Source organism: Nitrosomonas ureae (genome assembly GCF_001455205.1).
Classification (GTDB): Bacteria; Pseudomonadota; Gammaproteobacteria; order Burkholderiales; family Nitrosomonadaceae; genus Nitrosomonas; species Nitrosomonas ureae.
On the sequence record NZ_CP013341.1, the window covers coordinates 2,355,995 to 2,370,136 of the forward strand.

The 14,142-nt window shown below is 46.8% G+C and carries 13 protein-coding genes and 1 other RNA gene; 9 read left to right on the plus strand and 5 right to left on the minus strand.

The window, feature by feature from the left end:
* Positions 1–353: 353 nt before the first annotated feature.
* The 3 genes from ATY38_RS10775 to ffs form a co-directional block, all read right to left on the minus strand.
* On the minus strand, positions 354–677 hold the full coding sequence (locus ATY38_RS10775; protein WP_201011928.1) for a YbaB/EbfC family nucleoid-associated protein: 324 nt from the start codon (positions 675–677) through the stop codon (positions 354–356).
* Positions 667–2,283, minus strand: a complete 1,617-nt coding sequence (gene dnaX / locus ATY38_RS10780) for a DNA polymerase III subunit gamma/tau (RefSeq protein ID WP_062559304.1) — start codon at positions 2,281–2,283, stop codon at positions 667–669. Before dnaX ends, ATY38_RS10775 begins: the two co-directional genes overlap by 11 nt.
* Positions 2,284–2,359: 76 nt before the next feature.
* Positions 2,360–2,458, minus strand: an RNA gene (gene ffs / locus ATY38_RS10785) — signal recognition particle sRNA small type.
* 298 nt (positions 2,459–2,756) lie between these two features.
* On the opposite strand from ffs, the gene ATY38_RS10790 reads away from it, so the two are divergent.
* Complete coding sequence (locus ATY38_RS10790; protein ID WP_062559305.1) at positions 2,757–4,190, plus strand: TM0106 family RecB-like putative nuclease; 1,434 nt, start codon at positions 2,757–2,759, stop codon at positions 4,188–4,190.
* 33 nt (positions 4,191–4,223) lie between these two features.
* Here ATY38_RS10790 and ATY38_RS10795 read toward each other — a convergent pair whose 3' ends face one another.
* Positions 4,224–5,678: a mannose-1-phosphate guanylyltransferase/mannose-6-phosphate isomerase gene (locus ATY38_RS10795; RefSeq protein WP_062559306.1), complete on the minus strand. Its 1,455-nt coding sequence runs from the start codon at positions 5,676–5,678 to the stop codon at positions 4,224–4,226.
* A gap of 391 nt (positions 5,679–6,069) precedes the next feature.
* Between ATY38_RS10795 and aroG the strand changes: the two genes are divergently transcribed.
* From aroG to ATY38_RS10815, 4 genes are all read left to right on the plus strand, one after another.
* Positions 6,070–7,128, plus strand: a complete 1,059-nt coding sequence (aroG, locus tag ATY38_RS10800) for a 3-deoxy-7-phosphoheptulonate synthase AroG (RefSeq protein WP_062559307.1) — start codon at positions 6,070–6,072, stop codon at positions 7,126–7,128.
* A 260-nt stretch (positions 7,129–7,388) separates the two neighbouring features.
* On the plus strand, positions 7,389–8,006 hold the full coding sequence (locus ATY38_RS10805) for a PEP-CTERM sorting domain-containing protein (protein ID WP_062559308.1): 618 nt from the start codon (positions 7,389–7,391) through the stop codon (positions 8,004–8,006).
* Between the two features lie 207 nt (positions 8,007–8,213).
* Positions 8,214–9,089, plus strand: coding sequence for a hypothetical protein (locus tag ATY38_RS10810; protein WP_062559309.1), 876 nt, complete (start codon positions 8,214–8,216; stop codon positions 9,087–9,089).
* Positions 9,090–9,459: 370 nt separating this feature from the next.
* Positions 9,460–10,164, plus strand: a complete 705-nt coding sequence (locus ATY38_RS10815) for an MIP/aquaporin family protein (protein WP_062559310.1) — start codon at positions 9,460–9,462, stop codon at positions 10,162–10,164.
* 36 nt (positions 10,165–10,200) lie between these two features.
* Here the strand turns inward: ATY38_RS10815 and ATY38_RS10820 are convergent, their stop codons facing one another.
* Positions 10,201–10,419 (minus strand): hypothetical protein, encoded by a 219-nt coding sequence (locus tag ATY38_RS10820; protein WP_143023511.1) that lies wholly within the window; start codon positions 10,417–10,419, stop codon positions 10,201–10,203.
* Positions 10,420–10,755: 336 nt separating this feature from the next.
* Here ATY38_RS10820 and ATY38_RS10825 point away from each other — a divergent pair, with 336 nt between their 5' ends.
* From ATY38_RS10825 to ATY38_RS10840, 4 genes are read left to right on the plus strand one after another with little or no spacing between them, the layout of a single operon-like run.
* A complete protein-coding gene (locus ATY38_RS10825) occupies positions 10,756–11,598 on the plus strand; it encodes a phosphate ABC transporter substrate-binding protein (RefSeq protein WP_062559312.1) in 843 nt (280 codons plus the stop codon).
* Positions 11,576–12,430 carry a phosphate ABC transporter permease subunit PstC gene (gene pstC, locus ATY38_RS10830; protein ID WP_235590259.1) on the plus strand — a complete coding sequence of 285 codons (855 nt, stop codon included), beginning with the start codon at positions 11,576–11,578 and terminating at the stop codon, positions 12,428–12,430. The genes ATY38_RS10825 and pstC overlap by 23 nt, the downstream gene beginning before the upstream one ends.
* The gene (gene pstA / locus ATY38_RS10835) at positions 12,423–13,289 is read left to right on the plus strand and encodes a phosphate ABC transporter permease PstA (protein WP_062559313.1); all 867 of its coding nucleotides are present in this window, start codon (positions 12,423–12,425) and stop codon (positions 13,287–13,289) included. The genes pstC and pstA overlap by 8 nt, the downstream gene beginning before the upstream one ends.
* On the plus strand, positions 13,286–14,131 hold the full coding sequence (locus ATY38_RS10840; protein ID WP_074702158.1) for a phosphate ABC transporter ATP-binding protein: 846 nt from the start codon (positions 13,286–13,288) through the stop codon (positions 14,129–14,131). The genes pstA and ATY38_RS10840 overlap by 4 nt, the downstream gene beginning before the upstream one ends.
* The last annotated feature ends 11 nt before the right edge of the window (positions 14,132–14,142 follow it).

The following is a 14,142-nucleotide window of genomic DNA, read 5'->3' on the forward strand; positions in this document are numbered from 1 at the left end:
GTATTATTTACAAATTGATGCGCAAACTCGGAATGGGATAATTGTCGGAATAGAGTGATTGTTTAAATACATCGGTCTATGCAAGGATGCTGGCCAGTTCTTTTACCGAACTGCCAGTGTTGCCAAGAAACGAAACAAATTCGTTTAAATAGTGTGCATCGGCGCTGCATTGAATATTGCTACAACTGTTTGCACGATTTCCAGTTGCCTGTCACTCATGGCTTTCCTCAAATTTTTACTGGCAGCACTTGAGAGCTGAGTATAATAATTAGATTCTACTCAATAAATGGGTAAAGTAATTCTTTAATAAGGTAAAAAAATTACCTTATATTATCAGAATGAGAGAAGTTGCTTTAGAAAGGCAATTTAATACCAGGTGGTAAGCCTAACCCGCTACTCAGTTCCGCCATTTTTTCCTGAGTTGTTGCTTCTACGCGCCGCACGGCATCATTAAAGGCTGCTGCAACGAGATCTTCGAGCATTTCTTTATCGTCCCCGACAAGACTGTCATCAATGCTGACTCTTTTGACATCATGACGACAGGTCATAATGACCTTGACCATGCCCGCTCCGGATTGCCCTTCCACTTCAATAGTGGCAAGTTTTTCCTGCATTTGACGCATGTTTTCCTGCACCATTTGAGCTTGTTTCATCATATTTCCCAGATTACCTTTCATCATTGCTGTCTCCTTTGTTTTGAATGGGTTTAATTGAAGGAATAATTAATTTGGCATCAAATTGTTCAATCAGCTCTTGCACAACCGGATCTTTTTCAATTGCTGCAATGGCTTCTGCCTGTTTTTCTTCTTCTGCGCGCTGTTGTATTGCTGCAGGTGTCAATCCTGTAATACTGCCCACGAAAAAATCAAGTGCGATAGGCTTGCCAAAAAAAGTATTCAGGGCAGACTGGATTTTATCCTGATATTTCTTTTCCAGCAGGTGCTTATGCGCCTCCGGCACGCAGAGTTCTATTTTATCAGCTGAAAGAATTTTGGCTTCACTATGTTGCGCCAGCATTTTAGCCATTCCTGCAAGCTTTAATCGCTGAGTCAGTTGCGGCCAGGTAAGATCGGGATTGTCAGCCAGTACGTGCTGAGTTGTATGCTCCGGGATGGGCTGCGGTTTGTGCCCGGCTTTTACCAAGTGCTGAGTGTTTATGGGTGGAACTTGCGGCGGTTGCTGATTGGCTGCAAAACCCTCCGGCATGAAGGTGAGCATGCGAAGTAATGTCATGGTAAAACCGGCATATTCATCGGGTGCCAGACTTAGATCACCGCGTCCGTGCAGTGCGATTTGATAAAATAATTGAATATCATCGGGCATCAGTATTTTCGCCAGCGCATTAATGCGAACATATTCAGGAATATCCTCGCCAATGGCTTGAGGGACGGCTTGCGCCAGTGCGATACGATGCAGGATCACTGCCATATCCTGCAATGCGCAATCGAATGAAAGGCATTGTGCGTCCATTTCATCGGCCAATGATAATAATTTCACACCATTCTTCCGGATCAAGGCATCCAATAAATCAAACAGGTAGCTATGGTCAATGATACCCAGCATATCCCGTACGCTGGCTTCTTCAATTTTACCTGCCCCAAAAGCAATGGCTTGATCCAGTAAGCTTAATGCGTCCCGCATGCTGCCTTGTGCCGCGCGGGCAACAAGCTGCAGTGATAGGATGTCGCACGGGATTTTTTCTTGTGCCAATATTTTCTTCAGGTGATCGGTAATTTGGGGTTGCGGAATTTGCTTCAGATTAAATTGCAAACAACGCGATAAGACCGTGATCGGAATTTTCTGCTGATCGGTGGTTGCGAGTATGAATTTGACATGCGTCGGTGGCTCTTCCAGCGTTTTTAGCATGGCATTGAACGCCGACTTGGAGAGCATGTGCACCTCGTCAATGATATAAATCTTGTAACGTCCGCAGGTAGGGGCATACAGCGCATTTTCCAGCAGTTCGCGCATGTTATCGACTTGGGTATTTGAGGCTGCATCCAATTCAATCAAATCAATAAAACTTCCGGAATCAATTTGCATGCATGTCGGGCAAGTGCCACACGGTGCTGCGGTTATACCGATTTCACAGTTGAGCGATTTGGCCAGGATACGGGCGATCGTTGTTTTGCCGACACCACGTGTTCCGGTCAGTAAGTAGGCGTGATGCAGTCTGTTTTGTTCAAGCGCATTAGTCAAGGCTCTGACTACATGTTCCTGTCCAGTCAGTTCTGTGAAATTTCTTGGGCGCCATTTTCGCGCAAGGACTTGTGTTTGGGACACTTTTTAGATTTGAAAAGCGAATGACATCCGATTAAACCAACCCGCAATGCGCAAATGACAATCTCAGTTTGCACTGGGTGGCGAGCCAGACCCCCGGCACTCGCAATGAATAGCTGTGGCTGCTTCCTTCCGGACCTGACCCGATTCACTACTTTGCAATGCGGGGAGGCCCGCCATAAAACTTATTAAAACAGTGTGGGCAGTATACCAGCAGATGATGGATTACTCCAATTTGATTGCCGAAGTATTCGCCCCGTATTGTGGAATTTCATCATGAAGCGATGAATGAAAATGGTTACTCAGCTGACAAGATGAATAATATAAACTCCCTTGAAGTCCATGGCATCGTTGCGACGGGCGTATCCATCCGGTTCAAAACATTGTAAATGCAAATGCCCTAGATAGTAACTCAATGCACATCGGCTAAACCCGATAGAATAGATGGTTTTATTTCGGGGCTTTTGAATAAAGCCATGACTATCCACCAATCTACTCGAATGCTAATCAAACCGAGCGATGCCGCCGCGTGGATCTCGTGTCCCCGTCGTGCATGGCTGGATAAGCATCAACCTACTGCGTATGAACCCGATGCGTTTAATCAGCTGCTAAGTGATCGTGGTTTGGCGCATGAAGCGGCCATGCTGGCTAAGCTGGAAAATCAATTCCCAGTAGCGCAAGCAACATCCTTCGAGCATACGCAAGCTTTGATCCAACAAGGTGTTCCAGTTATATATCAAGGACGGCTTGTGGATGAGCATCAAGGATTGGTGGGTTATCCTGATTTCCTGATTCGACAGGAAAATGGTCAATACCAATCTGCAGATGCGAAACTTTCACTGAGTGAAAACAAAAAAGCAATTCAGATTCAATTAGGAATTTATCGACGATTAATGGGAAATGGATTGCCTGCCATGGTTTTTCTTGGAGATGGCCGTACTGCATTGCTGGGCGATGAGGTTGAATTACTGGTCGATGAATTTATTACCAGCATGAGAGCCTTGCTTGAACTGGAGCAGCAACCGCCGGTACGTTATAGCCACAGTAAATGCCGTATTTGTCCTTATGAAGCGCATTGCCGCCCGGAATTTGAGGCGCGTGAAGATATCTCGTTGCTCTATGGCGTTCATGGCAAAGCCGCTGATGCTTTAACGGAGGCTGGTATTTCAACCATCTCCAAGCTGGCCGCAAGTACAATCGACACTGTACCCGATGTGCCTTATCTCAAGGGCAGTAAAAGAAAATACCGTGCTATCCTGCAAGCCCAATCTTTTCTGAGCGGTAAAGTATTTCCGCTGGATAAGGTAGCTTTGCCGGAGGGAACCTGGATTCATTTTGACATTGAAGACAATCCGTTAACAAGAACCCGTGAGCGTCATGTGTATCTATGGGGTTTTCTGTTGCCGGCATATGCCAAGGATAATTTTGATTATGTCTGGACTGACGATGAAACAAGTGACTATGAAGGTTGGTTAGGCTTCTTGCAGAAGGTTGAAGCGTATCGTTCCTTATATCCGTCAATAGTGCTTGCACATTATTCGAATCACGAGAAAGCGACTATCCGGAAGTATGCCGAGCGCTATGCAATGGAAAGTCATGCTACAGTTACATGGTTGCTGGGTCAAGATAGTCCTTTGTTTGATATACAGAATCCGGTTCTGAATTGTCTGGTTTTGCCATTGCAGGGATATGGTCTGAAGGATATTTGTAAACATCCGGACTTGGTTAACTTTCAATGGGAGAATCAAGAATCCGGATCGCAGTGGTCAGTGGTGCAATTTAATCGTTTTCTCTCAGAAACCAATCCGCGTGAAAGGCAAAAATTGAAAACCGAAATTCTTGGCTATAATCGTGACGATGTGGTCGCGACGCGCCATCTGGAATTATGGTTGAGAAACTTTTTTGATTGAAAGCGGATTGCATCATTAACCCACTCCTAAGTTCTATTCTTGTTCTGACGAGATAATTCGACCGTAAGAGTCTTCAAATCTTAAAATGTCATCCTCCCCGAGATAACTGCCGGATTGCACTTCGATCAAATGCAGCGGAATCTTACCGGGATTTTCCAAGCGGTGCATTTTACCCAAGGGAATATACGTCGATTGATTTTCGGTAAATAAAGTTTCTTTATTTTCCACGATGACTTTAGCGGTGCCACTGACCACAACCCAGTGTTCGGCACGATGGTGATGCATTTGCAGGGATAGTTTTTCGCCGGGCTTGACCATGATACGCTTAACCTGAAAACGCTCGCCTTTATCGATCCCTTCATACCAGCCCCACGGGCGATGGATTCGTAGATGCTCGAGATGCTCCTTGCGTTGATTGAGCTCAAGATGTTGTATTGCATCCTTCAATTGCTGCGTTTTGCTCTTGTGCATGACCAGCACGGCGTCGGCTGTTTCGATCACAATGATGTCATCCAGTCCGATGACAGTAACCAAGCGATTTTCTGCGCGAATATAACTTTTTTGAGTATTCAGTACCAGGGTATCGCCGCTGATAAAATTGCCATCGCTATTCTTGGGTGCAATTTTCCACAGAGAATCCCAGGATCCGACATCGTTCCAGCCGAACTGTGCGGGTACCACAGCGGCACGACTGGTTACCTGCATGATCGCGTAGTCAATCGAATCCGATGGGGAAGCAGTAAATGCATCTTTATCCGGCAAAATAAAACCAAGATCCGTGGTTCTTTCCAGCCAGGCTTGATGAACGGCAGTGAAAATGTGCGGTTGATGCCGTTGCAGTTCTTGCAAATAATTCTTGGCTGTGAAAACAAACATCCCGCTATTCCACATATAACCCCCTTCCTGTAGATAAGCGGTTGCGGTTTCCAGGTTGGGTTTCTCAAAAAAGGATTGAATGCGGTAAGCGGTGAGCACGGGTGGTGCTTTAAATTTAATCGCATCACCGGTTTTAATATAACCGTAGCCGGTCTCCGGCGAAGAGGGGGTGATGCCGAAAGTCACCAGATATTCTTCCTGAGCGGCGATCTTCGCTGTTTCTACAGCTTGCGCAAACGCATCCTGATCATCGATGACATGATCGGCAGGGAGAATGAGCATCAGGGCATTTTCGTCGATTTGGGTCAAATGAAAAGCCGCAAGTGCAATAGCCGGCGCAGTGTTGCGTCCGATTGATTCGAGATAAATTGCTTCCGGTTTAATATTGATTGCTTCACATTGCTCCTGGATCAGAAATCGATGCTCGGAATTACACACCAATATCGGCGCTTGCACATTCTCCAATCCTGCAGCCCGACCAAGGGTGACTTGTAACATGGTTTCTTTACCCACAAGCGGGAGCAACTGTTTGGGATAATTGGCCCGGGACAATGGCCACAATCGGGTGCCGCTACCTCCGGAGAGGATGATGGGATGAATATTCAGGTTCATTTTTCAGGAATTTTCAGTGTTGGAGTTTATGATGCAATACAAACTAGGCCACTAACTTATTCAGTGGCCTGTCAAGTCTGTTACAAATAAAAAGCGTAACACGATTACGTCTAAGCAGGACATTTTTGACAAGCAACCTTTGGATCTTAACGATGCTAACAAGCATGACATACTTTAATGATCTGTGATGAATTTGCTGGAGAAAAGCTTTTACCTAAGAAAGTGCTTAACAAGTGTTATTTCGAGCGAGTTGAAATATCTTGAAATCCTTTAAATAAAATAGTGCATGCTTAGGTTAAAATACGCGCTATTTTCTTGCGTTGCGCTGTTTGTAACAACATGAATCTTTGCTTTTCAATACTTGTATAGATCACTCAAAAAGGATTTTTCTATGAAATACCAAACCGATGATTTGCGCATTATCGGTGTTCACGAGCTTACTCCGCCAGTAGATCTCCATCGCGAATATCCCATGACGGAAATCGCAACTGAAACCGTTTACGCAGCGCGGCAAGCGACTCATCAGATTTTGCACGGTGAAGACGATCGATTGCTGGTCGTGGTTGGACCCTGTTCCATTCACGATGTCGATGCAGCGTTGGAGTATGCAGCACGTTTGAAGCATTTGCGCGAGGTGCTTAAGCAACAGTTGCATATCGTGATGCGTGTGTATTTCGAAAAACCGCGCACAACCATCGGTTGGAAAGGGTTAATCAATGATCCTGATTTGGATAATAGTTTTCACATCAATAAAGGACTCAGAATGGCGCGTCGTTTGTTGCTGGATTTAAACACCATTGGCATGCCCTCTGCAACCGAGTATCTTGATCTGATTAGCCCGCAATACTTATCGGATCTCATCAGCTGGGGGGCCATCGGTGCACGCACCACCGAAAGCCAGGGTCATCGCGAATTGGCTTCCGGCGTATCGTGTCCGATAGGCTTTAAAAATGGCACATACGGCAATTTAAATATTGCGATTGATGCGATCAGCGCAGCTTCGCGTCCGCATCATTTTCTTTCGGTTACCAAAGAAGGGCACACCGCTATTTTTGCTACCAAAGGCAATGAGGATTGTCATATCATTTTGCGCGGCGGAAGTAAGCCGAACTATGATGCCGATAGCCTCGCTTCTGCAGTTGAAGCGTTAAAAAAAGCCAAGCTGCCACAACAATTGATGATTGATTTCAGTCACGCGAACAGTCACAAAGATTTCCGCCGTCAGACAGAGGTAGCTTCTAATGTGGCCGGGCAGATTGCCAATGGAACCCGTGCCATCTGCGGTGTGATGATCGAAAGTCATTTGGTTGAAGGTTACCAAAAAGCTGACGGGAAAAAACGCGAGGAATTGGTTTATGGGCAGAGTATTACGGATGGCTGCATAGGTTTTGATACGACCGAGCAAGTACTTCATCAGCTTGCCACTGCAGTGGAAAAACGCAGAAAATAATCCTTTATCTTTACCAAGGCACAGGGTTAGCCGTGGTCGGCTATTGTTAATATTCCGGATCGTAAAATAAGCATTGTTGCGTAGGCTGCAATTGCACCTTTGAGGTTCTCATTATCTTATCCTCTTACTGATAATTCCCGTATTTGAGGAAGAATCACCCCTTTATTCTAAGAATTAAGCCTATCTGTACGCGCTGATAATGTAGCAATTATAACCGCTTGATATTAATTGGCTCAAAATCTGTGATGGGGAATTGAAGCATGATACGAATACTGGGAATTACACTGCTGTTGATCAGTTCGCATGTGTCAGCCTTAACGATCGACTGGATACCGCTAGAAACAGCGGAAAAGAGCGGCAATCCATTGCATATCAATGGAAAAACGGTGCTTGAATATAAAAACGCCGGACAGGGTGGAATTGAATGGGAAGCTTCGGGTGATGGTCCCAGGGGAGGGCTGGGTATACGTGAATTATGGTTGTTTGATAATTCAGCTGCGGGAATACCCGGAACGAGCGAGGCAACCACGACATTCTCAGTGAGCAGCACTAGTATCGGTTTTGTGATGGCAGGAGATCATAACGATGGCTTTGCACAGTTCTTTGTCGATGGCATCGATGTGGGTACCTACGATATGTTTCAAACCGGTAATAGAATTCTGATGGTGACTGGATTGGATTCTTTGGCGCATTCTTTAAGAGTGGTGCAACTCGGCCTGCACAATCCAAATTCAACCAAGGGCGATGTCGCAATCTTTGGCGGCGTAGCATTCGATACGCTTACGGCCGCAATTCCGGAACCGGAAACGTATGCGATGCTGTTGGCCGGATTAGGGCTGCTCAGTTTAGTCGCGTGCCAGAAAAAGCGAAATGTATAACCGAAAAATTTAACTATCATAAAACCCCGTCAAGTGGCGGGTTTTTTATTTTGGATTATTATTTTTCTTTACCTCCGAATCATATCCTTTCTTGCATGAGATAAGGAAGCGCTACAGATTCTATTAAAATACCTTTAAGCTGCACTCAGAGTCAATCTGAGTTGTGATATGCTTTTCAAGTCATACTGACACTTAGGGGGATTATTTATGAAACAGTCAATCAAGAAATTTATTCTATCCACTTGCACGGTTACGCTGATGGGCGGTGCGCATTTTGCATCGGCTGACATCAACAGCGATACCGAGACGCTGCTGAATTGGGCTGAAAATACCTATCGGGATCTTTTCCCAAGTCACCAAGTGACACAAAACATAGATCCATGGATATATCGGTTTTATCCGGAGACCGGCATTTATGCAGGGGTGAACAGGGGAGATAATAGCGCTTACGTATTAGGCGGGCCTTATGGATCTACGCCGACCCGAGTCGCGGGCGTGCCGGAATTAATTGCGCAAATCATCGATAGCGGCGGAAACACCAGTATTCCGGGATGTGATACCTCGGGTGCACCCGCTGGGTTGACTTATACGCAAAGCGGCAATGTCGTCAACATCAGTACGGGGGGGGCTTGTGTGGCATTACCTAACAATAATAATTTTTGCTCAACACCTTCGCAGCCGACCGAAACAGGAATTTCCGTGTTGACGACTTCGACGACCAACTCATCGTCAAGAATTAACGGAATTTCGATAGATATTCCTGGTATTCCCAACCCAATTCAATCTTTTGCGGACGGATTCTCCAACAGCAAACATTGCACTGTGCATGTTCCAGCCGATACAGCCAATTTGATCATTAATTCCGATGTGTGTTTTGATATTACAGCGCAGAGCAGTGGGTTCCAAGGCATACCAGGAATCACTGTTACCCCTCCGGTTACGATGAATCTTAATACTACATCCACTAATGTGGTTGTGGCTGATTGCTTCGCCACTGATGCGGCTTCGATCTACAATACGGTGACCGGCGAATCCTGGATCAATGACGAGGGTACTTTCGTATCTCAGGGTTCAAATCGGTAGAGGATTGAAGGTCAGCAATTATTGTTAATTGTTACGATTCAATGTGACAGCAATCAAAGTGCGCTGCATTCCGGCGCACTTTCTTTAAACAGTACGCTATTGTCGGTGCTTTCGCGCGAATGCAGTGCATCTTCGCTGATCGTCATGGCTTACCGTACCATAACCGTAATGCACTACCACGAACATTGGAACATTAATTCGGGCTAATAAGATCAATTCAGCCGGAATATCTCACTCGTACATTTTGTGTGATAATCAATTCACCATTCCGGAATGGACAGAAAGTTTTTATAAAGCAGAATCCATCCATTAATCTTTCTCATTTCCGCGAAGGTTCTCCGAAGTTCAACTCAATGGTGAGGTGATAACTATGACTCCTTTTTTTGGCGAATTAATCGGTACTTTTATTTTAGTGTTGTTGGGTAACGGCGTAGTTGCTAATGTCGTGCTGAATAAATCCAAAGGAAATAATGCCGGGTGGCTAACTATTGCAGCCGGTTGGGGAATTGCGCTTTTTGTCGCGGTCTATGCCGTAGCTGCTTCCAGTGGGGCGCATTTAAATCCTGCGGTCAGTATCGGTCTCGCTGCGGCAGGCAAATTTGCTTGGAATGACATACCCATGTATGCGGCGGGACAAATGCTGGGCGCCATGCTGGGTGCTTTGATAGTATGGATTACCTACCGTCAGCATTTTGACGCGACGACCGACCCCGATATGCAGTTGGCGGCATTTTGCACCGGGCCGGCGATCAGAAGCCCATTCAATAACATCATCACTGAAGCGGTTGGTACCTTCATGCTAGTGTTTGGCGTCATGATGATAGTCTCACCGCATGCAAGCCTGGGTGCGTTGGATGCATTGCCGGTTGCTTTGCTACTGTTTGGTATCGGCCTTTCGCTGGGCGGACCAACCGGTTTTGCAGTCAATCCGGCACGTGATCTGGGTCCGCGCATCATGCATGCGATCCTCCCGATGACCAACAAACGCGATAGCGACTGGGGTTATGCTTATGTGCCGGTAGTGGGTGGTATTATCGGCGGATTGGTTGCCGCTGTGGTGTATTCGCTGCTGTGAAGTTTTGTTAAAGTGTATTCTGGGTTTGGCTAGCGCCTAACCCAGTCTATACATTATTATGAGTTGAATCGGAGATTCTGCTTTTTCATGCGATTCATTCGCCTTAGCCAGACTTTGCAAATACATTGGGTCATAATAAGATAATTCGTTCAGACCCTTAGATGATTTAAGTTCCTTGCCAAGGATAATAATCAAGATAAGAACGGCAAACGTGCCAAACAGTTTGATTAAGAATATTTTTACGTTCTTATCCATGATCTGAGCCTCCGTAATGATCATATGCTCTTGGATTTGTTGAATCTCTGGGTCTTTCTGGATTTCTAATTTTTTGACGATCCATAGCATGTTCATTGTGTTGAATTTATCTGTTCAATTGATTATTGGGCATGAAATTACTATTAAGCTGTATGCTGAAACCGTAAACGAGAAAGAAATCAATGTTACAAATAGCAAGGCTTTCATGGCCACTTTTTTAGATCGATTTTAATACGAAATTACTCTGCGCAAAATATTATGAACGTAAACCGAATAGCATAGCAATTCAGTGCGTCATAAGAAGTAAGCAGCCGATGGCCGGGTGAGAAAATGAGAATGTCACGAAGTTTACGATTTCTATTAGCCAATCTGTTGTTTTTTGCTATTGCGATTGGTTGCGCATCACAGCTACAGGCGCAATCAAAATCTGCTTCTCAACGCTTGGTTTTAACCGGCTCAAGTACCCTGGCGCCTTTGGTCGGTGAAATCGCGCGGCGGTTTGAATCGCAGCATCCAGGCGTGCGTATCGATGTGCAAACAGGCGGCTCTTCACGCGGCATTCATGATGTACGGAAAGGAATAGTCGCAATCGGCATGGTGTCGCGTGCGCTGAAGCCGGATGAGGCGGACCTGCATGCGTTTGTGATCGCGCAGGATGGCGTCGGCATCATCGTGCATGCTGATAATCCGGTCAGAGCCCTTAGCCGGGAACAGATTGCGGATATTTATTCCGGCAGGATTACTCGCTGGAGTGGCGTGGGCGGCACGAATACCCGTATCACTGTGGTTAATAAAGCCGAAGGACGATCTACCCTGGAACTGTTTTTGGGCTATTTGCAACTCAGAAACAGTGAAATCAAACCGCATGTCATCATCGGTGATAATGCGCAGGGCATCAAAACGGTGCTTGGCAATCCGCAAGCCATCGGTTACGTATCTATCGGTGCGGCTGAATTTGAAGCACGGCGCGGTGCGCGGATACGGTTATTGTTCTTGGATGGCGTGGAGGCTTCGGTGGAGAATGTCCGGCTAGGTATTTTCCCATTAGCGCGTCCGTTGAATTTGATTACATCCGGAGAACCGCAAGGCCTGGCACGCCAATTCATTGAATTTGCCTCTTCACCGCAAGTGCAAGATCTCGTCAGGGCGCAATATTTTGTTCCGGCTAATACTGACTGACAAACTGCTGATCGGTATTCTGCGTGTGGGCGCAATGCTGGCAGCATTGGTTGTGCTGCTCATTCTGATTTTTCTGCTGCACGAATCCTGGCCGGTTTTATCAAGTCTACCCATCACCCGTTTTATCAACGATGTGTCCTGGCACCCATTGGAGAATACCTATAATTTAATGCCCATGCTGTCAGGCACGGTATGGACAAGTTCTGGTGCGTTGCTGCTGGCTATTCCGTTGAGTTTGGCATCCGCATTATTTATTGTATTTTACGCGCCATTGCATCTGGCAACGGCTTATAAACGCTTGATAGAGTTGTTGTCCGGCATCCCTTCGGTGGTTTTTGGGTTCTGGGGGTTGACGACTCTGGTACCGCTGATCAACCAGTGGAACCCGCCCGGTGCAAGTCTGTTGGCTGGAATACTGGTGCTGACTATGATGATTCTGCCAACGGTAACGTTGACGTCTTATACCGCGTTGGCGGCTGTACCGGATGAATTGCTGCGTAATGCCGCTGCGTTGGGGTTGTCACGTTGGGGGATGATCAAAGGTGTTGCATTGCCTGCGGCAAAAACCGGAATTACCACCGGAATCATTCTGGCTGCGGCGCGCGCACTCGGCGAAACCATGGCAGTGTTAATGGTGGCGGGTAACGTGGTGCAATATCCGGAAACATTGTTTGATCCGGTGCGCACACTGGCAGCTAACATTGCGTTGGAAACCGCCTATGCCATGGGTGACCATCGTGCTGTTCTGTTTGTGTCGGGGTTGCTCTTGATGTTGCTGATCATGGCGCTGTCGGGTTTGGTCGAGTTGCTGGAGAAGCAACGTCATGCATAAAATGACAAATATTCATACGCAGCAAATTTTACGCGATCGTGCGGTGCAGTTTCTGATTTATGCGTCAGTTGTCTTGGTCAGCGCGGTTTTTATATGGATATTGACTGATTTGGTGCGGGGTGGCGTGGCGCATCTTTCCTGGGAATTCCTGATGGAATCCCCGCGCGATACCGGACGTGCAGGAGGCATCGCATCTATACTGGTTTCCACGCTATTAATCCTGTTGGTGGCAGTGCTGACGGCGGTGCCGGTTGCATGGACAACTGCGATCCTGCTGGTGGAATTTGTGGCGATTGATAGCGTTTTCGGCAAGACCGTGCGATTTAGTTTGCATGTATTGGCAGGAGTGCCTTCGATTGTTTTCGGATTATTTGGCAATGCTTTTTTCAGTATTTATCTGGGACTGGGATTTTCGATTTTATCCGGTGGTTTGACGCTAGCCTGCATGTTATTGCCGATTCTGGCGAGTACTGCGGAAGCCGGGCTGCGCGCTGTACCGTGTGCTTACCGCATGTCAGCCTCTGCTTTGGGCCTGACACGCACGGCAGCACTGGTTCATTTGATACTTCCAGTTGCGGCACCGGTTCTGGCTGCCGGACTCCTATTGGGAATAGGGCGTGCCTTGGCGGAAACGGCAGCTTTGCTGTTTACCAGCGGTTATTCCGAACGCATGCCGGATTCGTTGCTGGATTCAGGACGTGCACTAGCATTGCATATTTTCGATTTGTCCATGAATGTGCCTGGCGGTGACACGCCGGCTTATGCCTCAGCGCTGGTGTTGGTCAGTTTGTTATTATGCATTAACGTTTTGGCCATGAAATTTGCCCATGGTCTGCATCGCAGGAAGATCATGACATGAATTGCAATCAATGGACTGATAAATCAAATACTTTTACCCTGGGGCCGCTTGAGGCAGGACCAGCGTGTTGTGATCCGCAACCAGCGATTCAGGTCAAAGATCTGTCTTTGTTGTATAACGGCAAGGCTGCCCTGGAGAAGGTGACGCTGGATATTTATCAAGGTTGTATTACTGCATTGATCGGGCCATCCGGCTGCGGGAAAACCAGTTTTCTTTCAGCCATCAACCGCCTCACTGATCTGATCCCGGGCTGCAGTATCGCAGGAAAGATTCTAGTAAATAATCAGGATATACATCATCCTGATACGCATACGCAGACATTGCGCCGCCAAGTTGGTATGGTGTTCCAGAAACCCACGCCTTTTCCACTTTCCATTCGCCGCAACCTTTCTTTGCCACTCAATGAACATGGTATCACTCAAAAAACGGAAGTAGCGGCAATCATTGAGCAGGTGCTACGCGATGTGGGTTTATGGGATGAAGTTCATGATCGACTGGATGCCTCCGCGCTCAGCTTGTCCGGCGGGCAGCAGCAACGACTTTGTATTGCACGCGCCTTGGCGTTGAAGCCGCAAATCTTATTGATGGACGAGCCCTGTAGCGCGCTCGATCCGATTGCGTCCGGCGTCGTGGAAGATCTGATTTGTCGTCTGCGCGGTCGTTATACCATTGTCATCGTTACGCACAATCTGGCCCAGGCTAGGCGGATCGCTAATTATGCGGCTTTTTTCTGGATCAGCGGGCATGCCGGACAGCTGATCGAATTTGGCCGCTGCCGGCATATCTTTGAATCGCCCAGCCATGAACTGACAGCTGCGTATATCAATGGCGCAAGAGGATAAATTCATAAGAA

Bases quoted from the DNA above. Each gene is read 5' to 3' on its own strand.
- ATY38_RS10790 (WP_062559305.1), top strand. From the start codon at position 2,757: ATGACTATCCACCAATCTACTCGAATGCTAATCAAACCGAGCGATGCC.
- ATY38_RS10805 (WP_062559308.1), top strand. From the start codon at position 7,389: ATGATACGAATACTGGGAATTACACTGCTGTTGATCAGTTCGCATGTG.
- ATY38_RS10775 (WP_201011928.1), bottom strand. From the start codon at position 677: ATGAAAGGTAATCTGGGAAATATGATGAAACAAGCTCAAATGGTGCAG.
- pstA (WP_062559313.1), top strand. From the start codon at position 12,423: ATGCATAAAATGACAAATATTCATACGCAGCAAATTTTACGCGATCGT.
- ATY38_RS10825 (WP_062559312.1), top strand. From the start codon at position 10,756: ATGTCACGAAGTTTACGATTTCTATTAGCCAATCTGTTGTTTTTTGCT.
- aroG (WP_062559307.1), top strand. From the start codon at position 6,070: ATGAAATACCAAACCGATGATTTGCGCATTATCGGTGTTCACGAGCTT.
- ATY38_RS10795 (WP_062559306.1), bottom strand. From the start codon at position 5,678: ATGAACCTGAATATTCATCCCATCATCCTCTCCGGAGGTAGCGGCACC.
- ATY38_RS10820 (WP_143023511.1), bottom strand. From the start codon at position 10,419: ATGGATAAGAACGTAAAAATATTCTTAATCAAACTGTTTGGCACGTTT.
- ATY38_RS10810 (WP_062559309.1), top strand. From the start codon at position 8,214: ATGAAACAGTCAATCAAGAAATTTATTCTATCCACTTGCACGGTTACG.
- ATY38_RS10815 (WP_062559310.1), top strand. From the start codon at position 9,460: ATGACTCCTTTTTTTGGCGAATTAATCGGTACTTTTATTTTAGTGTTG.
- ATY38_RS10840 (WP_074702158.1), top strand. From the start codon at position 13,286: ATGAATTGCAATCAATGGACTGATAAATCAAATACTTTTACCCTGGGG.